Source organism: Arthrobacter sp. AZCC_0090, from assembly GCF_014207375.1.
Taxonomy (GTDB): Bacteria; Actinomycetota; Actinomycetes; order Actinomycetales; family Micrococcaceae; genus Arthrobacter.
This window is the reverse complement of sequence record NZ_JACHEE010000011.1, coordinates 1-18,503: the sequence shown is the minus strand read 5'-3', so window position 1 is coordinate 18,503 and position 18,503 is coordinate 1. Positions and strand designations below refer to the sequence as shown.

Here is an 18,503-nt window from a genome sequence, read left to right as displayed (position 1 = left end):
CGTTACTCCTCATGCTGGGGAAGTGTGCTGTCGTTCTAAACTATCCGGCTACTGCTGAATCAGGCTGCTCGCCATGGACTCGACGGCCAGCAGCGGGGCCACGTTGGTGGTGGTGATCCGCACACGTGCCTTGTTGATGGCATCCATACGGGCCAAGGTGACTTCCGGGGTGGAACCGGCCGCGTAAGCTTCCAGCTCTGTCCTGAGTTCAACGTTGACCAGTTCCACTGCGTTCCCCAACTGGATGACCAAGACGTCGCGGTAGAAGGACAGCAGATCGGTCAGCGTGCGGTCCAGGGAATCGGTGATGGAGCGTTTGGCCCGCCGCTTCTGGTCGTCTTCAAGCTGCTTCACTTGGCTACGCATCGACGGCGGCAGCGTGCCCGACTCCGGGGCGCCCAGGCTCGCCAGCAGGGCGATCTTCTCGGCGGCGTCGCGTTCATCGTTGGAGCTGTTGGCCTCATCGCTCGCGATCTTGACCAACTTTTCCGCCATCATCACGGCGGCTGTGACGCCACGCAGCCCCAGTGGAAAACGGACGGTCTCCAGCCGGCGTTCGCGGGCTTCAGGATCGCGAGCCAGCCGGCGTGCGATTCCGATGTGGCTTTGGGCTGCGCGGGCGGCCCGGTCCGCTATGGCGGGGTCGACGCCGTCGCGCCTCACCAGCAGGGCGGCGACGTCGGCAGCTGGCGGAATCCGGAGGCTTACCGGGCGGCAACGCGAGCGGATGGTAACCAGCACATCCGCGGGCGACGGCGCGCACAGCATCCAGATGGTCCGGGGCGTGGGCTCTTCGATTGCCTTGAGGAGCACGTTGGTGGTGCGCTCGGCCATGCGGTCAGCATCCTCCACTACAACGATCCGCCAGCGGCCCGACGCCGGACGGTCGCCGGCCTTGGACACTAATTGGCGGGCTTCTTCGATGGTGATGGTGACTTTCTCGGTGCGGACGAAGGTCACGTCGGAGTGGGTCTCGCCGAGGATGGTCCTGCACGAGGCACATTCCCCGCACCCGCGGAGGGCAACGTCGTCCTGCTCACAATTCAGCGCGGCCGCGAATGCCTTGGCCGCGTTGGAGCGTCCCGAGCCTGGGGGGCCTGTGAACAACCAAGCGTGCGTGAGTCCGTCGCCTTGGGCCGCCGCGCGCAATTGTGCGACGACGGGCGCCTGGCCCTGGAGTTCGTCCCAGACGGTCACGTGCGGCTCCCGAGCAATACCTGAACGCGGCGGAGGATCTGGGTGGCGAGGTCCTCGATGGGATCCTTGGCGGGCAGCACAAGGTAGGTTTCTGGGTGGGCTGCGGCCAGCTCGAGGAACGCGGCACGGATACGGGCGTGGAAGTCATCCGGTTCGGACTCGAGGCGGTCCTCGGTGGCGTCGCCTGCGGTTCTGCGGTCCCGGCCATCGCCCGGATGGACATCCAGGAGAACCGTCAGATCAGGTTCAAGGCCTTCGGTTGCCCATTCATTGAGCCGCCTGACGTCCACAGTTCCGAGGTCCCGCCCGGCGCCTTGGTAGGCGACCGAGGAATCGATGTATCGGTCCGTGATGACTACCGAACCCTCCGCCAGGGCGGGTCGGATCACTTGGCTTGCATGGGCGGCTCGGGAGGCCGCGAACATGAGGGCTTCGGTCCGGGGGTCGATGGTGCCGTTACCGTGGTCCAGCACAAGGGACCGCAGCTTTTCGCCAATGGGGGTGCCACCGGGTTCGCGAGTGCGCAGCACGGAAAAGCCGAGGGACTCAAGGGCCACGGCCAGGCGGGCGGCCTGCGTTGACTTGCCTGCCCCGTCCCCGCCTTCGAAGGCGATGAAGAGCCCGGGGCGCTGGTCCGGCGTGGGGTTCTGGTCCTGCTTGAGGCGCTGCGTAGTCACGGATCTAAGCGTACAGAGGAACACTGACAGAACCTGACGACGGCGTCAGCCCACCCAAGCGGAACGTACCCAGCCGCTCGGCAGTCCTCAGCCGCCGGCGCCTTAGCCGCTCGGCGCGCCTGAGCCGTAACACCTTTCCAGCACCCCTCCCTCCGGCCGTAGGCTGGAGCAATGAGTCTTTCCCGAGAACATGCCGCAGATCTGTCTCCTGACACTGTGGTGGTGGCGGCAGGCCGTCCCGAACGAAGCCATGACCAACCCGTCAACCCGCCCATCGTTCTGTCCTCCACGTATTTCGGCACGGGAGCACTGAGCGACGGCGATCGCGGCTACGGGCGTTATGCCAACCCCACCTGGGATCCCTTCGAGGAGGCGCTGGCGCAGCTGGAAGGCGCCGAGCTGCCAGGCCTGCTCTACGCCTCGGGCCTGGCTGCGGTCAGCTCCGCGTTGTCGCTGGTGCCCGCTGGTGGAGTCCTCGTCATGCCTTCGCACAGCTACGCAGGCTCGCTGGTCATGGCCACGGAACTCGCTGCCAAGGGCGCCCTAGAGTTGCGGACCGTTGACATCGCGGACACCGAGGCCGTCAAGGCGCAGCTCGCCCCCGCGGAGGGAAAGCCCGCCAGCATGCTGTGGATTGAAAGTCCCACTAACCCGATGCTCGGCATCGCCGATATCCGTGCCCTGACCACTGCGGCCCATGAGGCTGGCGCCCTTGTGGTCACGGACAACACCTTCTCCACGCCGCTGGTCCAGCAGCCCCTCAGCCTGGGCTCCGACGTCGTGCTCCATTCGGTGACCAAATACCTCGCCGGCCACTCCGACGTCGTACTGGGCGCCTTGGTGACGTCCGATCCGGAACTGCGCGCGGAACTCCTCCACCACCGCATCATCCACGGCGGTATCGCGGGTCCTTTCGAGGCCTGGCTCGCGCTGCGCGGCCTGCGGACGCTGGCACTGCGGATTGAGCGCTCCCAAGCGTCTGCCGCAACGCTGGCCGAGCGGTTGAGCGCCCACCCGCGCGTCGAATCAATCCGTTTCCCGGGTCTGCAGAACGATCCTGGCCATGAGCGGGCCAAATCCCAGATGAAGGGCTTCGGTTCCATCCTGTGCATCCAACTGACAGGGGACGGGACCCGCAGCGGAGCCGAGGCAGCCGATCAACTGGTGCGTGCATTGCGGTTGTGGCTCCCCGCGACGTCCCTGGGCGGCGTCGAGTCCCTCATCGAACGCCGACGTCGGCACCCGGCCGAGCCGCTCAGCGTTCCGAACAACCTGGTCCGGATGAGCGTCGGGATCGAGAACGTCGAAGACCTCTGGGCGGATTTGGAGCAAGCGCTCAAGGCGCTTGACGGCTAGGCTGGAGGGCGTGGACGGAAAAATTTTGATTTCATACATCCGGGATGGGATTTACTTCCTTCTGGGACTGGTTGCCTTTGCTTTGGAGCTGTGGGCGCTGGTGGATTGTCTGCGCCACAAACCCTCGTCCTTCGAAGCCGCATCCAAGCGCACCAAGACTTTCTGGCTGACCCTGACTGGAATCGCAGCGGTCATCGGCGGGTTCTCCGTCCTCACCGGGGCCAGCGGACTGGGCCTCTTTGGCATCGCTGCGGTGACCGCGGCGTGCGTCTACTTGGCGGACGTCCGGCCCGCGGTAAAGGAAATCGGCAACAGCGGCCGCAACCAAGGACCGTACGGTCCCTGGTGACCCGTATACCGCGAGCTAAGCCGGAGCCACCGCTGCCCAGTCGACGGTAAGTTCGCCCAAGCGCCAACGCGACGTTCCGTCCTGAAGGGGCCATCCGGCGTCGCGCATTGATTGGCACATGGCCGTCCACCGCTGCTTGTTGCCAAACGAGGCAAGCGGTGCCGCCTCCAGCCAGGCCTGGTCCAGGGCATTGAGGAACGTGTGGATCCGCTCTCCGGGGATATTGCGGTGGATGAGTGCCTTCGGCAGCCGTTCGGCGACGTCGGAGGGCAATTCGAAACCGCCGAACCGCATGGACAGGCTCAGGCTCAGCGGCCCGTCCGGATCCAGCGCAACCCACGTCACACGGCGGCCGATTTCATCACACGTTCCGTCGATGAACAGCCCTTCCGGCGCGAGCCGCGACCGCACCAGGCCCCAGATTCCGTTGACGTCCGATTCCTCGTATTGCCGCAACACGTTGAACGCACGCACCAGCACGGGATTGCCCGGAACAGGAATTTCGAAGCCGCCCACGTGGAAGGTGAGCCCGGGCCGTTCCAAGGCCTTGGCGATCCGGACGCGCTCGGGTTCGATCTCGATCCCGCACACGCGAACGTCCGGGCGGACGGCCTGCAGCCTTTCGAAGAGTTCGACGGCGGTGGCCGGGGAAGCGCCGTAGCCCAAGTCCACTACCAAGGGGTCGACGGCGGAGCGCAGCCTCCATGCCTGCGGGCCCGCCAGCCAGCGGTCAAGACGGCGCATGCGGTTGGGATTGGTGGTGCCCCTGGTGACATTTCCGACGGGTTTGCCGCGCCTGCCTTCTACCCGCTCTGCCTTCTGCACCACTGTCCAATCTTAACCGGGTGCTAACGGACTCGCGTCGCGGTGCCGTCCCACCGTGAAGCCGCTGGTCGGCGCCCGCCTTTCGGCTCGCGTAACGCCCGGTAACGGCAGGGCATGATCGCTTAGGATGAAAAGCATGACTTACAAGCTGATTCTGCTGCGCCACGGCCACAGCGACTGGAACGCCAAGAACCTGTTCACCGGCTGGGTGGACGTCGACCTGAACGACCAAGGCCGCGAGGAAGCAGCGCGCGGCGGAGAGCTCCTAGTCGAGAACGACGTTCTCCCGGACATCCTGTACACCTCCCTGCTCAAGAGGGCCATCAACACTGCCAATATCTCCCTGGACAAGGCCGACCGCGGCTGGATCCCGGTCAAGCGCGACTGGCGCCTCAACGAGCGCCACTACGGTGCTCTGCAGGGCAAGGACAAGGCCCAGACCCTCGCCGAATTCGGCGAAGAGCAGTTCATGGAATGGCGCCGTAGCTACGACACCCCGCCGCCTGCCCTCTCTGATGACAGCGAGTTCTCCCAGGTGAACGACGTGCGCTACGCGGGCCTCGGCGACGCCCTGCCGCGCACCGAGTGCCTCAAGGACGTCTTGGTCCGTCTCCTCCCGTACTGGGAGTCAGACATCAAGGAAGACCTCAAGGCTGGCAAGACCGTCCTGGTCACGGCCCACGGCAACTCCTTGCGCGCCCTCGTCAAGCACCTGGACGGCATCAGCGACCAGGACATAACCGGCCTGAACATCCCCACGGGCATCCCGTTGGTCTACGAGCTGGACGAGAACTTCCAGCCGATCAACCCCGGTGGAACCTACCTGGATCCCGAAGCTGCGGCAGAGTCCATCAAGGCCGTAGCAGCGCAGGGCAAGAAGTAAGGCTTCGCGCTCCGGTTAGACGACGCCGGCCGGCCCACCTCGCGAGGTGGGCCGGCCGGCGTCGTTGTTTGTTAAGTCTGGCTAGAAGCCCTCTGGCTGCCATTCGCCCGTGACCAGGTAGGTCACCTTCCGGGCGACGGAGACACCGTGGTCTGCGAAGCGCTCGAAGTAGCGGCTGGCGAGGGCCACATCCACGGTGGTGGCCGCAGTCTCAGCCCAGGCGGGATCTGCGACGGCCCTGAAGACGCTCAAATGCAGATCGTCGACGTTGATGTTGAGCTTGAGGATGTCGCGGGCAACTTCCAAGTCGCGGGTCTCCAACAGCAGGGTGACCTTCTGGCTGATCTCGAGGTCGAGGCGGGCCATGTCCTTGAACGTTGCCGTCAGCTGCTCGGGGATGACCGTGGCCGGGTAGCGGAGGCGTGCCAGCTGGGCTACGTGCCGGGCGAGGTCACCCATGCGCTCCAGCGACGCGCTCATCCGGAGGGAGCCAACAATCATTCGGAGATCACTAGCCACGGGGCCCTGGAGGGCCAGGATATCGATGGCGCGCTCGTCAAGGCCGTTCTGCAGGAAATCGATCCGGGCGTCGGCGGCGATGACGTCCTGGGCGAGGTCGACGTCTGCCCCTTCGAATGAGGTGGTCGCATTCTGGATCGCTTCAGTGACCAGCTTTGAGATCTCGATGAGGTCCTCACCGACCTGGATGAGTTCCTCCTGAAAAACCTTGCGCACGGTGGCGTCCTCTCCTTGGAAATCTCCTCCGCACCCCTCTGACGGCGCGAAAATCTTCACAGCTAACTATGGTCCAACTAGTAAGAATGGCAGTGGTCCGTGAACGGTTGCGCACCTTTAGGTGAACGTTAGCTGAATCGGGGCCGTTTGGTGGCTGTTCCATATTTTGCGGTGTTTCCAGCGCATAAGCTAGATCCGTGGATCCAGTGCTCATCGGTGTCATCGCAGGTCTCGCCGGCCTGTCGTGCGGCGTCTTTGGCGTGCTCGCGTTCAGGCTCAGTGAACGGCAGCGAAAGATCGTGGACCTGGACGTCACGGAACCGCTGCTTCCGGAGGGCGCCGCGGAGGTGCTGTCCGTCGTCGGGCGGGCCTTTGTGGTGGTGGACGCGATCGACGGCGTCGTCCGGGCCAGTCCGGCGGCGTATGCGTACGGCCTCGTCAGGGGCCACACTGTGGTGCACAAGCAGTTGCTGGACATGACCGCGAAAGTTCGGCGCGACGGCGTGATCCTGGAAGAGACCTTCGAGTTGCCCCGCGGTCCGCTGGGCAAGGGCACTATCGTGGTGCAGGTCCGGGCAGCCATGCTCGGATGGGAATACATCGTCCTGCTGGCCGACGACCGCACCCAAATCACCCGCACCGAGGAGATCCGCAACGACTTCGTCGCGAACGTCTCGCACGAACTCAAGACCCCGGTGGGCGCTATCTCGTTGCTGGCCGAGGCCCTCGAGGCAAGCCCGGACGACGAAGAAGCCGTCCGTCGCTTCGCGAAGCGCATGCACAAGGAATCCACAAGACTTGCGGCGCTGGTGCAGGACATCATTGAGCTGTCCCGGCTACAGGGCGCCAACGTTGCACAGCAAGGGCACGCCGTGGACATCAACACGGTGATCACTGAAGCCGTGGATCGCTCGCAACTCCCGGCGGAACTCAAGAACATCAAGATCGTGGTCGGCGGACGAACGGAAACCATGGTGTTCGGCGACCAGGACTTGCTGGTAACCGCATTGCGGAACCTCATCGACAACGCCATCCGCTACTCGCCGGAAAACACCCGCGTGGGAGTAGGGGTACGCGCCAAGGAAGGCGTGGTGGCCATTTCAGTCACAGACCAGGGCGAAGGACTCAGCCCAGAGGACCAGGAACGGATCTTCGAACGTTTCTACCGTGTGGACGCCGCAAGGTCGCGGCAAACCGGGGGAACAGGCTTGGGCCTGAGTATTGTCAAGCACGTGGTGTCCAACCACGGCGGCGAGGTCACCGTCTGGTCCCAGCCTGGCCAGGGTTCTACTTTCACCATCCGCCTTCCTGAAATGGAAGGCCAGGAGGACGACGACGCCGGGGCGAAGCCCCGAAACGTGATTCAAACGACGGGCGCGGTACGCGCCCTAGAGCAAGGAGCTGGCGCTTGAGCAGGATTCTGATCGTGGAGGACGAGGAGTCCTTCAGCGACCCTCTGTCCTACCTATTGGGCAAGGAAGGCTTCGACGTCCAGGTAGTGGACAACGGCAGTGACGCGTTGGTGGAGTTTGACCGCAACGGGGCCGATCTGGTGCTGCTGGACCTGCAGCTTCCGGGGACTCCCGGCACCGAGGTTTGCCGGCAGCTGCGGCAGCGTTCCAGCGTCCCGGTGATCATGCTGACCGCAAAGGACTCGGAAATCGACAAGGTGGTTGGCCTGGAACTCGGCGCGGACGACTACGTCACCAAGCCGTACTCCTCCAGGGAACTCGTGGCGCGCGTTCGTGCCGTGCTGCGCCGGCAGGGAGAGCCCGAGGAACTCATTACATCAACCGTGCAGGCCGGCCCGGTCAGGATGGACATCGAGCGCCATGTGGTGAGCGTCAACGGCGAACAGGTGTCGCTTCCGCTGAAGGAGTTCGAACTCCTGGAGATGCTCCTTCGCAATTCGGGCCGTGTGCTCACCCGCGGACAGTTGATCGACCGCGTCTGGGGCTCCGACTACGTAGGGGACACCAAGACCCTGGACGTCCACGTGAAGCGTTTGCGCAGCAAGATCGAGCCCGACCCCTCGGTTCCCCGCTACCTCGTGACTGTGCGCGGCCTGGGCTATAAGTTCGAACCGTAAGCCTCCGCAAGCCGGGAACGGCCTGCAATCGCAAAAGGAAGGGCTCCCGTGGGGGAGCCCTTCCTTTTGCGTTTTTGCGGGTTGCCGGGCCTGCCTGCCGCCCAGGGCGGTGGAGGCGCTTGCGCTTAGTGGCCGGTGCTGCTCGCGCTCGGCGTGGGCGTGGCGCTGCTGCTGGCCGAACCGCTCGGGTTGGCCGAACCGCTGACAGAGGGGCTCGGCGTGGCCGTGGCGGGAATGTACTTCTCGTATTCCTTCAAGGAGCCGTCCAGAACCGGGAACTGCACGGTGCGCGAATCGGAGCCAGTCTTGATCGTCACGGAAACCAAGGAGCCGGGGTTTCCGCCGCTGGTGCTCAGAATGGCGGCGTCAGTGGTCTCGTTGAGGTAAGCCTGGGACTTGGCCTTGACCGGAATGCTTGTCTGTGAGCCACTGGCCCCGTTGATGGTCAGGGTCGCATCGCTGGAGGAGGTGTTGAAGACGGCACCAATGACGCGTCCCGGCTTGTTGGCGCCAGTGGAGACAATAAGCATGTTGCGCAACTGCAGCGAACCGAGGTCTTCCCTGACGCCGTCCGACGCTGCGTACTGGTGGCTGGTCTGCTGGGCGTTGATGTAGCCACAGCCGGTCACGGACAAGAGACCGATGCCGATGGCGGCCGCCGCCATCGCTAGCTTGCCGCGCTGGACACGGTTCATCGCAGTAATGCGCACGACACGTACTCCTCTTAGAGTCATTGGAACACTTTTCAGGCTTAGCCTATCGGCAAACCAGGTCAAACAAGGATTCCGAGCACCATTGTGGCGGCCCTCCCGGCGGCGTATGGTGTTTCGGGGCGCAGCGCCCTATGCACTTTTATGCCCTTGCGTCAAGGGGGTGCCGGAGGGCCGAAAAGGCCACTTTCCGCGTATTTACGGGGTTCAGGACCCCTCTCCGTGCCAATCGTATGCCTTAAGCGTGATAAACTGGTCTGCGGGAAAGGGGAAAGTCCACATGGTTTTTGAGGTCGGCGAGACAGTAGTTTACCCTCACCACGGTGCAGCAAAAATTGAAGAAATCAAGATGCGCACTATCAAGGGCGAAGAGAAAATGTATCTCAAGCTCAAGGTGGCTCAGGGTGATCTGACCATTGAAGTTCCAGCAGAAAACGTAGACCTTGTTGGGGTTCGCGACGTAGTGGGCAAGGAAGGCTTGGAGCACGTATTTGACGTTCTCCGTGCCGAGTTCACTGAAGAGCCCACCAACTGGTCCCGTCGCTACAAGGCAAACCTGGAGAAGCTTGCTTCCGGCGACGTCATCAAGGTTGCAGAGGTCGTCCGCGATCTTTGGCGCCGTGATCACGATCGCGGCCTTTCCGCAGGTGAGAAGCGAATGCTGGCCAAGGCCCGCCAAATTCTGATTTCAGAACTGGCATTGGCTGAGAAGACCGACGAAGAGAAGGCCGCAAGCGTTCTCGACGAAGTTCTGGCTTCCTAACAAAGATTCAAAGATTTAAACCCCGGTGGCAACCTGCCGCCGGGGTTTCCTTTTGCCACGTAGGCTTGAGCGCATGACTACACCATCCCAGCGCGAGGCCACCGCCGTCGTCGTCGTTGCGGCAGGCTCTGGCGAGCGGCTTGGCTACGGCATGCCCAAGGCAAAGGTGCCGTTGGGCGGCGAAGCCATCCTCGCCCATGCCCTCCGCGGAGTCGCCATGGCAGATGTCGCCCGGCAGATTTGCGTGGCGGTCCCTGCAGGGGATCTGGAACTGCGCGAGCTCTGTGAGGAGTTCCGGCAAGAACTGGGCGCTGACGGGCCGTTGATTACTGTGGTCGACGGCGGGTCCACCCGCGCCGCCTCGGTCCGTGCCGCTCTCGAAGCGGTGCTCGAGGGAACGCGCGCCGTGCTGGTTCACGACGCTGCCCGCGCGCTGACTCCCGATCGGGTCTTCCACCGCGTTGCCGTCGCGCTCTCCGCAGGGGCCAAAGCGGTCATTCCCGCCATACCGGTGGTGGACACCGTCAAGATGGTTGTGGAAACTGCCGGGGACGACGCCGGAATAGCGCCGGAGATCGTCACCGGCACCGCCCCGAGGGAGCAATTACGGGCTGTTCAGACTCCTCAGGGATTCGACTATGAGACCTTGATGCGTGCCCATGCTGCGGCCGCAGGGTTCGACGACGCCCAATCCGCGGCTGTCACGGACGACGCCATGCTTGTGGAACTCCTCGGCGTGCCCGTCCACGCAGTTCGGGGCGCCAGCCAATCGCTGAAAATCACCACGCCGTTGGACCTCATCATTGCCGAAGGCCTGCTGGAAGGCCCGCTCGGAGTCCGCTGGGTGGAAGGCTGATGAACTCCCGGGACGGAGCCATGATTCTGCCTCGCACCGGCATCGGAGTGGACGTGCACGCCTACGCACCTGAGGACGATCCGCAACCGCTGTGGTTGGGCGGCCTGTTGTGGGAGGGGGAGCGCGGGCTGTCCGGGCATTCCGACGGCGATTGCGTTGCCCATGCGGCCGCTGACGCGCTCTTCTCGGCTTGCGGCATTGGTGACTTGGGAACGCATTTCGGTACCGACCGTCCCGAATTCGCCGGCGCTTCCGGAGCGAAGTTGCTGGGGGAGGCCGCCAGGATTGTCCGCGACGCCGGTTTCGAAATCGGCAATGTCGCAGTGCAGTTTGTTGCCAACAAACCAAAATTCGCGCCGCGGCGTGAAGAATCGCAGCGTGTCCTCAGCGCCGCCGCAGGAGCTTCCGTCAGTGTCACGGCGACCACCAGCGATGGATTGGGTTTCACGGGGCGGGGCGAGGGCATTTCCGCCGTCGCCACGGCCCTCGTCTACGCCGTGCCGGCAGCGACCCCAAACGACGGCACCTAAACAGAGATAGATGGTGTGCAACAAGGCCAGATGGTGCGCATCCGCTAATCTGGAGCCGTGACCCTGCGCTTTTACGACACCGCATCCGCCGAAGTCCGCGACTTCGTTCCCCTTGAAGCCGGCAAAGCCAGCGTCTACTACTGCGGTGCCACGGTGCAGGGGATGCCGCACGTGGGACATGTCCGTTCCGCGATCGCGTTCGATCAGCTGACCCGCTGGCTCGAATACCGCGGGCTGCGCGTCACGGTTATCCGCAACGTCACGGACATTGACGACAAGATCCTCGCCAAGTCGTTGCAGTCTTTCGGGCCGGACTGGGCCGAGGAGCCCACAGCCAAAGCCAATGAAGAATGGTGGGCTTTGGCTTACCGCTACGAGCAGGAATTCGAGCAGGCCTACGACGTTCTCGGCGTTTCCCGCCCTACCTACGAACCGCGCGCCACGGGCCACATCCCGGAGATGCACGCCCTCATCCAAAGGCTCATCGACCGCGGCCACGCCTACCCCGCCCTGGACGACTCCGGGGACGTCTACTTCGACGTCCGATCCTGGAGCAAGTACGGCTCCCTGACGCGCCAGAACATCGACGACATGCAGGGCGCGGCGGACGTCGAACCTCAGTTCAGCGGCAGGAAGCGCGACCCCCGCGACTTTGCGCTGTGGAAGGGTTCCAAAGACGGGGAGCCGACGACGGCGAGCTGGGTTTCGCCGTGGGGAACCGGCCGGCCAGGTTGGCATCTTGAATGCTCGGCCATGGCAACGAAGTACCTGGGCCAGCAGTTCGACATCCACGGCGGCGGCTTGGACTTGCGCTTCCCGCACCACGAAAACGAGATGGCGCAGTCCCAAGCCGCGGGCGACGATTTCGCCAATTTCTGGTTGCACAACGGCATGGTCACCTATGAGGGCGAAAAGATGTCCAAGTCGGTGGGCAACACGGTGAGCCCCGAAGAAATGCTCGAGCTCGCGAGTCCACGGGTTGTCCGGTACTACCTAGGCCAGGCACAGTACCGCTCCATCCTGGACTACCGGCCCACCTCGCTTCAGGAGGCGGCGGCCGCCGTAGAGCGCATCTACGGTTTCGTTGCGAAGGCTTCCAAGAAGTTCGGTGGCGAATTCGCCGCGCACCCCGCGTCGAGCCCGGTGCCGGACTCTTTTGCTGCTGCCATGGATGACGATCTCAACGTGCCACAGGCTCTGGGTACCCTGCACGAAACGGTTCGTGCTGGGAACACCGCGCTGGCGTCCGGTGACGACACCGGGGCGCGGCAGGCGCTCCAAGCCGTGCTGGCCATGACCACCGTGCTTGGACTCAACGATGTCCGCGGCGAAGTCCAGGAGAACTCCGAGACTGCCCAGGCCCTTGAAGTCCTTGTGGAAGCCCAGTTGCAGGCGCGGGCCGAGGCGCGGGCCAACAAGGATTGGGCGGCTTCCGACGCGATCCGCGACACTCTCGCGGCGGCAGGTATCGCCGTCGAGGATGGCGCCGATGGCGCCAGTTGGAGCCTGAAACGGGACTGACATTCCGTCGTCGTCCCGATTTAAGTTGATTCAGTAGACTTGATTGCAGACGTACTCAACACAATCAAGGGTGGAATTCATGGCCAACAACGGTCGCCGGGCTGTCAAGAACAAGAAGGGCCCCACCACTGGAACCGGTGGCCACGGTCGAAAGGCCTTGGAAGGCCGGGGTCCAACCCCCAAAGCCGAGGACCGCGAATACCACAAGGCGTACAAGAGCAAGCAGCTTGCCGAGCGTTCGGCTGCCAAGCGCGCGGCAGGCGGCACCAGCCGCTCCAACCCGGGCGCCCGCTCAGGTCCGAAGGGCCGCGCTACTGAGGAAGTAGTCACTGGACGCAACTCCGTGGTGGAGGCGCTCCGCGCCGGAATCCCCGCGAAGGCGCTGCACGTTGCCATCCGGATCGAGATGGACGACCGCGTCAAGGAGTCCCTCAAGCTCGCTGCCGAACGTGGCATCCCGCTGCTGGAAACCGGCAAGCCTGAGCTGGACCGCATGACCGATGACGCCGTGCACCAGGGCCTCGTCCTGCAGATCCCGCCGTACGAATACGAAGACGCGTACGATCTCGCCGAGCAGACGGTCGCTAAGTGGAAGAAGGGCTACATTCCCAACGCGCCCCTCTTCGTTGCGCTGGACGGCATCACCGATCCCCGCAACCTGGGCGCCATCATCCGCTCCGTTTCCGCCTTCAGCGGCCACGGCGTGATTGTGCCCGAGCGCCGCTCCGTCGGTGTCACAGCGTCGGCATGGAAGACCAGCGCCGGCGCGGCAGTCCGCGTTCCGGTGGCCCGTGCGGCCAATCTGAATAACGCCCTGAAGCAGTTCAAGCAGATGGGCATCTTCGTGCTGGGCCTCGATGGCGACGGCGACGTCTCGCTGCCGGATCTCTCCTTGGCCACCGATCCCGTCTGTATCGTGGTGGGTTCCGAGGGCAAGGGCCTCAGCCGCCTGGTCCGCGAAAACTGCGACCAGATCATTTCCATCCCGATCGACTCGGCTATGGAATCGCTCAACGCCTCCATGGCTGTGGGCATCTCCCTGTACGAAGTCTCAAGGCAGCGCGCCGCCAAGTAGCAAAATGGGTGGCGGCACGCCGCCGACGCCCGCTCACTTATAGTGCCAAAACCAGCAACGCCCGCTCACTTCTTCATAGTGAGCGGGCGTTGCTGTTCCCCTTGGAAGTCGCCTTAGAAGTCGCGGCGGTTCGCCAGGACCGGGAGCTTGACCCTCGCGTCCTCGACGACGGCGGCATCCAGCTCCGCGAACAAGAGGCCAGGCCCGGCGTCGAGCTCTTCCAGCACGGCGCCCAAGGGGGACACGACGACGGAGTGCCCCACCCCGGTGGGCGCGGCACCTTTGGGCTCGATGCCTTGGCTCGCGGGGTCGCCTTGGCCGCATGCGAGCACGAAGGTTGTGGTGTCGATCGCCCGGGCACGCGCAAGCAGCTTCCATTGTTCGGCTTTGCCTGGCCCTGCGCCCCAGGATGCGGACACAATGTTCACTTCGGCACCGCGATCGGCGTTGGCGGTAAAGAGGGCTGGGAATCGAACGTCGTAGCAGGTGGCCAGGCCGAAGGTGAGGCCTCCGGCATCGAACGTCACTGGATCGGTGCCTGCATCAACGGTGTCCGATTCCGCAAAGCCGAAGGCGTCGAAGAGATGGATCTTGTCGTAGTTGGCCTCTACTCCCGGCCCGGTGGCGATCAGGGTGTTCCTGACTTTGCCGTTGCCGCTGCCATCGGATGAAACCCCGGGCGTGAACATTCCGGCCACGATCACGATCCCAAGTTCCTGGGCAATCTCCCGCACCCGGCTGGCCCACGGCCCATCCAGGGGCTCGGCGATGTCGAGCAGGGAATTCCCGAACGCCCGCATGGTCGCTTCCGGGAAGACCACCAGCTCGGCGCCGCCTTCTTTGGCCCGACGGGCATAGTCCTCCAACAGGGCCAGGTTGTCTGCCAACTCGCGGCCGCTGATGATTTGAGCAAGGGCGATTCGCACAATTACCTCCACATTGGTGTATAGCCAAAGTATGCAACGACCGTGAGGAGGATACGAACTCATCCAGGTGTGGACGGGTTCATTCGGCTCATTCGACACAATCAGGGCAGCGTCCCGTTTCGCTCAACGTGTCAGAAACCGGACAGTGCGACGTTTAAGCAGGTGAGCGGCATGTTTTCGTTCGCTGAGGCCGCAAGCGGCGTGGCGATCGCCGGGCATGCGCACTGTCATATGAGTCGCGAGCGCGGGAGAATTGGCGTCGGAGACTAAACTCTCAACTAATGGTTATGCCGATTTTTGACACAGCATCTACAGTGGACGCCTCGCGGCCATCGCCGCTCGGGTTGAGTATTCCGCGGCCTGGGAGCCTCGACGGACACAGCCCGGCCGACAGGGTCAACGTCGCCGTCTGGGCCCCGGGTCTCACTCGAGTCGAAATCGCCTACAAGGCCCCCGGGGACTCCTGGAAGGTCCACACGTTGCCCAGGTTCGCCGATGGTGTTCATTACGGCATCGTGGACGGGCTGCCGCCTGGCACACAGTACGGCTTCCGCGCCGCGCCGGTTGGGGACGCGCTGCCACTCTCCGTTCCTGCTCCGGATTTTGACGCCGACGACGCCGAACCGCTGCTGCTCGATCCTTACGGCCGGGCGGTACACCAACGCGGGGAGCTGCTGAGCTCAGTCCGCATGGACTCGGCCTTTGATTGGGGTGACGACGGCCCGCTTCGCACCCCGTGGCGGGACACCATTGTCTACGAGGCGCATGTCCGCGGCCAAAGCATGCTGCATCCGGATATCCCCGAGCACCTCCGCGGAACGTATGCCGGCATGGCACACCCGGCCATGATTGAGCACTTCCAATCGTTGGGTGTGACGTCCGTTCAATTGCTGCCCATCCATTTCCACGTAGACGAACAGCACCTGCAAAATCTGGGCCTGACCAACTATTGGGGTTATAACACCGCCGCGTTCTTTGCTCCCCACGCGGACTATGCCACGCAAGCCGCGCAACTGGCCGGACCGCATGCTGTCCAGGACGAATTCAAGGGCATGGTGAAACTGCTGCATTCCGCCGGGATCGAAGTGATCCTCGACGTCGTCTACAACCACACGGCGGAAGGCGGGCCCGACGGCGACACCTTCAGTTTCAGGGGCCTGGGTGAGCAACAGTACTATCGCCACGATGCCCACGGCCGCTACCTTGATACCACCGGTTGCGGCAACACCCTCGACTTCGCCGAGCCCAGGGTAGTGGATCTGGCCATTGATTCGCTGCGCTATTGGGTGGACGAATTCCACATCGACGGCTTTCGCTTCGACCTTGCCGTGACCCTGTGCCGCAACGCGGGCAATGAGTTCGATCCCCAGCACCCTTTCCTCACCCGGATCGCCGAGGACCCGGTGCTTTCCAAGTCCAAGCTCATTTCCGAACCATGGGATGTGGGCTACGGCGGCTGGCAGACCGGGCGGTTCCCCAAAGGATGGGTGGACTGGAACGATCACTTCCGCGACGGCGTACGCCGCTTCTGGCTCTCGGACCGCGGCGCTGCTGACGCCGGGATGTCCGGGGGCAGCGTGGGAGTCCTGGCCGACGCCTTAACAGGCTCTGCCCGGGTCTTTGAACCTTCGGGACGCTCAAGGCTCGCCTCGCTGAACTTCATCACCGCCCATGACGGCTTCACCCTTGCCGACCTGGTGTCCTACGACCGCAAGCACAACGAGGCCAACGGCGAGCAAAACCGTGACGGCCACAGCGACAACCGAAGCTACAACCACGGATTCGAAGGCCGGACGGAAAACGAGACGATCCTCGCCGCGCGTGCCCTTTCCAAGCGCAACCTCATGACCACGTTGATGCTCTCCATCGGCGTACCCATGATCACTGCCGGCGACGAGCTCGGACGCACGCAGCAGGGCAACAACAACGCCTACTGCCAAGACAACCCGCTCACATGGATCGACTGGACCCAGACACCCGAGTCCCATGAGATGCTGCGGAGCACAAAACGGGTGGTCCGGCTCCGCAAGGACTTCCTGCAGGCGCAGGACGAGGGCTTCCCGGATAGCCGGACGGGCCTTGATTGGTTTGACGACAAGGGCCAGCCTATGACGGCCGCCCGTTGGCACGATCCCTCGCTGCGGATTGTGCAACTCCTCATGAGTTCGGAAGGCGGCGCCTACCGCGGCCTGATCGTGATCAACGGGAACAAGGACGACAAGAAGATCGTCCTGCCCAAACTGATCGCGGAATCGGGCGCGGGAGGCCGTATGTTCGAGCTGCGCATGACAACCTCCGAGCTCAATGACCGCAGGCAGGGAGCGCTGGTTGCAGCGGGCGAGCGGGAAGTGGTCCAAGGCAACACCATCAACGTCTACCGCACCTAGGATCCAGTACCGATGAGCAGGAACAGAAACCGGCTCCTGTTGACCCTGGCCGGGCTGGTGGTTGCCGCCGTCGTGCTGGTGCTGGCCGTTGTTGGCGGCAGCGTCGTGGGCGGAACGGCGCTGAAGGACGCCGACGTCGGCACCTCCAGTGTCCGAACTAGCGCAAACGCCGCGCCGGCTCGGTCTTCGGCGCCGGCAAGCACTGGGCCGGCCACGAACACGTCCGGCCTGCCGGCCGTGAACGCCTCCCAACTGCCGAAGGAGGCCCAGCAAACGTTGGCCCTCATCGCAAAGGGCGGACCGTATCCTTACGAACGGGATGGAATCAACTTCGGAAATTTCGAAGGATTGCTCCCCAAGAAGGCCAGCGGCTTCTATCAGGAGTACACGGTCAAGACCCCCGGCGAAGCGGACCGGGGCGCGCAGCGGATCATCACGGGCAAGGACGGCGGGAAGTTCTACACGCCGGATCACTACGCTACATTCAAGTTCATCGTCGAAGGCAAGTAGGGGCACCATGAAGATCTATTCCGCAGACACCTGGACACTGGAAGAACTGCAGGAGCAAGTGTCCGACGCCGGCCGTCGCACCGTGATGGTGCCCCCGGCAGCAAGCAAGCAGTCAGTCCTGGAGGTCTTCGGCCAGGTGCTCGATTTCCCCGAGTACTACGGCGTGAACCTGGACGCCCTCAACGACTCACTCCACGATTTCGCAGACAGTGTGTCCGAGGATGACCAGCCGCCCGTCACGCTGATTTGGCAGGTCCCGGCGGCCTATCGGACGGACCGGTCCTTCGGCGTGGTCTGTGAAATCCTCCAGGACGCCGAATCCTACTCTGGGCGTGACATCGCCGTCATCGCGGTCTTTCAGCAGTAGTACCCGTGGCGGCCGGATGGGCGTGAGCCCACCCGCCCGCCGTGGCCGTTACGCGTTGACGATCAGGCCCAGTTCGGCCTTGGACGCCAGGGAGGGGTGCTTCGGGAACACCCGGACGGTATAGCCGAAGGATCCGGAGCGGTTGATCAGGATGTAGCCGGTGAACAGGTGGCGCCCATTGCCAAGGTCCTCGAACGAGCTCAGTTCGGCCACGGCGATGTCTTCCAGCTCATCGCTTTCTTCCGCCCGCCCGTAGGCCACCTCCACGCTGACGTCGTCCGGCGTCAGGGTATGCAGAGCAATGTAGGCGTTGACCTGGAGTGTGTCGCCGATCTGTGGCTCCTCGGTGACGCCGACGGAATCGACGTGTTCCACGATCAACTGTGGCCAGGCATTGCGGATCTTGGTGATCCAGGCTGCCAGTTCCTTCGCTTCCTTGAATGAACCGGCTACGGCACGGCGTCCCGATTCCGCTGCCGGACGGTACAGCATGTTGACGTAGTCCTGGAGCATGCGTTCGGCCGAGACTGCCGGGCCGAGGTGGGCCAGGGTGTGCTTGATCATGGACACCCAGTGCGTCGGGATGGCCTCCGGGGCGGACTGGGAGGGACCTGCGGCGCCGGCGTGCTCGGAGACCGTGGAACCGTAGAAACGCGGGGCCACCTGGGTCTCGAGGAGCTCGTAGAGGGCGGCGGCCTCGATGTCGTCGCGTTCGCCGGGGGACGCGTCGTTGTTGGCGGTCGGGAT

Annotated in this window: 19 protein-coding genes and 1 pseudogene; 13 read left to right on the top strand and 7 right to left on the bottom strand. The window is 63.8% G+C overall.

Features of this window, described 5'->3' with window-relative positions; translation table 11 throughout:
* Window positions 1-48: 48 nt before the first annotated feature.
* Together HNP00_RS16725 and tmk are read right to left on the bottom strand one after the other, a co-directional pair.
* Window positions 49-1,197 carry a DNA polymerase III subunit delta' gene (locus HNP00_RS16725; protein ID WP_184740860.1) on the bottom strand — a complete coding sequence of 383 codons (1,149 nt, stop codon included), beginning with the start codon at window positions 1,195-1,197 and terminating at the stop codon, window positions 49-51.
* Window positions 1,194-1,874 (bottom strand): dTMP kinase, encoded by a 681-nt coding sequence (gene tmk, locus HNP00_RS16720; protein WP_184740859.1) that lies wholly within the window; start codon window positions 1,872-1,874, stop codon window positions 1,194-1,196. Before tmk ends, HNP00_RS16725 begins: the two co-directional genes overlap by 4 nt.
* 171 nt (window positions 1,875-2,045) lie before the next feature.
* On the opposite strand from tmk, the gene HNP00_RS16715 reads away from it, so the two are divergent.
* The gene (locus tag HNP00_RS16715; protein ID WP_184740858.1) at window positions 2,046-3,230 is read left to right on the top strand and encodes a PLP-dependent aspartate aminotransferase family protein; all 1,185 of its coding nucleotides are present in this window, start codon (window positions 2,046-2,048) and stop codon (window positions 3,228-3,230) included.
* A 10-nt stretch (window positions 3,231-3,240) separates the two neighbouring features.
* The gene (locus HNP00_RS16710; protein WP_184740857.1) at window positions 3,241-3,579 is read left to right on the top strand and encodes a DUF2516 family protein; all 339 of its coding nucleotides are present in this window, start codon (window positions 3,241-3,243) and stop codon (window positions 3,577-3,579) included.
* A 15-nt stretch (window positions 3,580-3,594) separates the two neighbouring features.
* Here HNP00_RS16710 and HNP00_RS16705 read toward each other — a convergent pair whose 3' ends face one another.
* The gene (locus HNP00_RS16705; RefSeq protein ID WP_395893831.1) at window positions 3,595-4,407 is read right to left on the bottom strand and encodes a class I SAM-dependent methyltransferase; all 813 of its coding nucleotides are present in this window, start codon (window positions 4,405-4,407) and stop codon (window positions 3,595-3,597) included.
* A 133-nt stretch (window positions 4,408-4,540) separates the two neighbouring features.
* Here HNP00_RS16705 and HNP00_RS16700 point away from each other — a divergent pair, with 133 nt between their 5' ends.
* Window positions 4,541-5,287, top strand: coding sequence for a phosphoglyceromutase (locus tag HNP00_RS16700; protein ID WP_184740856.1), 747 nt, complete (start codon window positions 4,541-4,543; stop codon window positions 5,285-5,287).
* Between the two features lie 81 nt (window positions 5,288-5,368).
* Here HNP00_RS16700 and phoU read toward each other — a convergent pair whose 3' ends face one another.
* Window positions 5,369-6,022: a phosphate signaling complex protein PhoU gene (gene phoU / locus HNP00_RS16695; protein ID WP_184740855.1), complete on the bottom strand. Its 654-nt coding sequence runs from the start codon at window positions 6,020-6,022 to the stop codon at window positions 5,369-5,371.
* A 206-nt stretch (window positions 6,023-6,228) separates the two neighbouring features.
* On the opposite strand from phoU, the gene HNP00_RS16690 reads away from it, so the two are divergent.
* Both HNP00_RS16690 and HNP00_RS16685 read left to right on the top strand, forming a co-directional pair.
* Window positions 6,229-7,434: an ATP-binding protein gene (locus HNP00_RS16690; RefSeq protein WP_311770606.1), complete on the top strand. Its 1,206-nt coding sequence runs from the start codon at window positions 6,229-6,231 to the stop codon at window positions 7,432-7,434.
* On the top strand, window positions 7,431-8,111 hold the full coding sequence (locus HNP00_RS16685; protein ID WP_059388662.1) for a response regulator transcription factor: 681 nt from the start codon (window positions 7,431-7,433) through the stop codon (window positions 8,109-8,111). Before HNP00_RS16690 ends, HNP00_RS16685 begins: the two co-directional genes overlap by 4 nt.
* Before the next feature lie 125 nt (window positions 8,112-8,236).
* Here HNP00_RS16685 and HNP00_RS16680 read toward each other — a convergent pair whose 3' ends face one another.
* Complete coding sequence (locus HNP00_RS16680; protein ID WP_184740989.1) at window positions 8,237-8,806, bottom strand: hypothetical protein; 570 nt, start codon at window positions 8,804-8,806, stop codon at window positions 8,237-8,239.
* Window positions 8,807-9,101: 295 nt separating this feature from the next.
* Between HNP00_RS16680 and HNP00_RS16675 the strand changes: the two genes are divergently transcribed.
* From HNP00_RS16675 to rlmB, 5 genes are all read left to right on the top strand, one after another.
* The gene (locus HNP00_RS16675) at window positions 9,102-9,584 is read left to right on the top strand and encodes a CarD family transcriptional regulator (RefSeq protein WP_011690592.1); all 483 of its coding nucleotides are present in this window, start codon (window positions 9,102-9,104) and stop codon (window positions 9,582-9,584) included.
* A gap of 73 nt (window positions 9,585-9,657) precedes the next feature.
* The gene (gene ispD / locus HNP00_RS16670; protein ID WP_184740853.1) at window positions 9,658-10,440 is read left to right on the top strand and encodes a 2-C-methyl-D-erythritol 4-phosphate cytidylyltransferase; all 783 of its coding nucleotides are present in this window, start codon (window positions 9,658-9,660) and stop codon (window positions 10,438-10,440) included.
* A gap of 20 nt (window positions 10,441-10,460) precedes the next feature.
* Window positions 10,461-10,970 (top strand): 2-C-methyl-D-erythritol 2,4-cyclodiphosphate synthase, encoded by a 510-nt coding sequence (gene ispF, locus HNP00_RS16665; RefSeq protein WP_184740988.1) that lies wholly within the window; start codon window positions 10,461-10,463, stop codon window positions 10,968-10,970.
* Between the two features lie 57 nt (window positions 10,971-11,027).
* On the top strand, window positions 11,028-12,491 hold the full coding sequence (cysS, locus tag HNP00_RS16660) for a cysteine--tRNA ligase (RefSeq protein WP_184740852.1): 1,464 nt from the start codon (window positions 11,028-11,030) through the stop codon (window positions 12,489-12,491).
* Window positions 12,492-12,570: 79 nt separating this feature from the next.
* Window positions 12,571-13,566 (top strand): 23S rRNA (guanosine(2251)-2'-O)-methyltransferase RlmB, encoded by a 996-nt coding sequence (gene rlmB, locus HNP00_RS16655; RefSeq protein ID WP_184740851.1) that lies wholly within the window; start codon window positions 12,571-12,573, stop codon window positions 13,564-13,566.
* Window positions 13,567-13,679: 113 nt separating this feature from the next.
* On the opposite strand, the gene HNP00_RS16650 is transcribed toward rlmB, so the two are convergent.
* Window positions 13,680-14,492: a carbon-nitrogen hydrolase family protein gene (locus tag HNP00_RS16650; RefSeq protein ID WP_184740850.1), complete on the bottom strand. Its 813-nt coding sequence runs from the start codon at window positions 14,490-14,492 to the stop codon at window positions 13,680-13,682.
* 281 nt (window positions 14,493-14,773) lie between these two features.
* On the opposite strand from HNP00_RS16650, the gene glgX reads away from it, so the two are divergent.
* The 3 genes from glgX to HNP00_RS16635 are packed head-to-tail and all read left to right on the top strand — an operon-like array spanning window position 14,774 to window position 17,756.
* Window positions 14,774-16,879: a glycogen debranching protein GlgX gene (gene glgX / locus HNP00_RS16645; RefSeq protein ID WP_184740849.1), complete on the top strand. Its 2,106-nt coding sequence runs from the start codon at window positions 14,774-14,776 to the stop codon at window positions 16,877-16,879.
* Between the two features lie 12 nt (window positions 16,880-16,891).
* Window positions 16,892-17,389 carry a ribonuclease domain-containing protein gene (locus tag HNP00_RS16640; RefSeq protein ID WP_184740848.1) on the top strand — a complete coding sequence of 166 codons (498 nt, stop codon included), beginning with the start codon at window positions 16,892-16,894 and terminating at the stop codon, window positions 17,387-17,389.
* A gap of 7 nt (window positions 17,390-17,396) precedes the next feature.
* On the top strand, window positions 17,397-17,756 hold the full coding sequence (locus HNP00_RS16635; protein WP_184740847.1) for a barstar family protein: 360 nt from the start codon (window positions 17,397-17,399) through the stop codon (window positions 17,754-17,756).
* A gap of 48 nt (window positions 17,757-17,804) precedes the next feature.
* On the opposite strand, the pseudogene HNP00_RS16630 reads toward HNP00_RS16635, so the two are convergent.
* Window positions 17,805-18,503 (bottom strand): annotated as a pseudogene (locus HNP00_RS16630) (DUF3417 domain-containing protein); the annotation flags it as partial.

What these genes read in the sequence shown, in the direction of transcription:
- HNP00_RS16715 (WP_184740858.1), top strand. Translation starts at nt 2,046, where the DNA reads ATGAGTCTTTCCCGAGAACATGCCGCAGATCTGTCTCCTGACACTGTG.
- HNP00_RS16700 (WP_184740856.1), top strand. Translation starts at nt 4,541, where the DNA reads ATGACTTACAAGCTGATTCTGCTGCGCCACGGCCACAGCGACTGGAAC.
- HNP00_RS16680 (WP_184740989.1), bottom strand. Translation starts at nt 8,806, where the DNA reads ATGAACCGTGTCCAGCGCGGCAAGCTAGCGATGGCGGCGGCCGCCATC.
- HNP00_RS16675 (WP_011690592.1), top strand. Translation starts at nt 9,102, where the DNA reads ATGGTTTTTGAGGTCGGCGAGACAGTAGTTTACCCTCACCACGGTGCA.
- ispD (WP_184740853.1), top strand. Translation starts at nt 9,658, where the DNA reads ATGACTACACCATCCCAGCGCGAGGCCACCGCCGTCGTCGTCGTTGCG.
- ispF (WP_184740988.1), top strand. Translation starts at nt 10,461, where the DNA reads ATGATTCTGCCTCGCACCGGCATCGGAGTGGACGTGCACGCCTACGCA.
- rlmB (WP_184740851.1), top strand. Translation starts at nt 12,571, where the DNA reads ATGGCCAACAACGGTCGCCGGGCTGTCAAGAACAAGAAGGGCCCCACC.
- glgX (WP_184740849.1), top strand. Translation starts at nt 14,774, where the DNA reads ATGGTTATGCCGATTTTTGACACAGCATCTACAGTGGACGCCTCGCGG.
- HNP00_RS16640 (WP_184740848.1), top strand. Translation starts at nt 16,892, where the DNA reads ATGAGCAGGAACAGAAACCGGCTCCTGTTGACCCTGGCCGGGCTGGTG.
- HNP00_RS16635 (WP_184740847.1), top strand. Translation starts at nt 17,397, where the DNA reads ATGAAGATCTATTCCGCAGACACCTGGACACTGGAAGAACTGCAGGAG.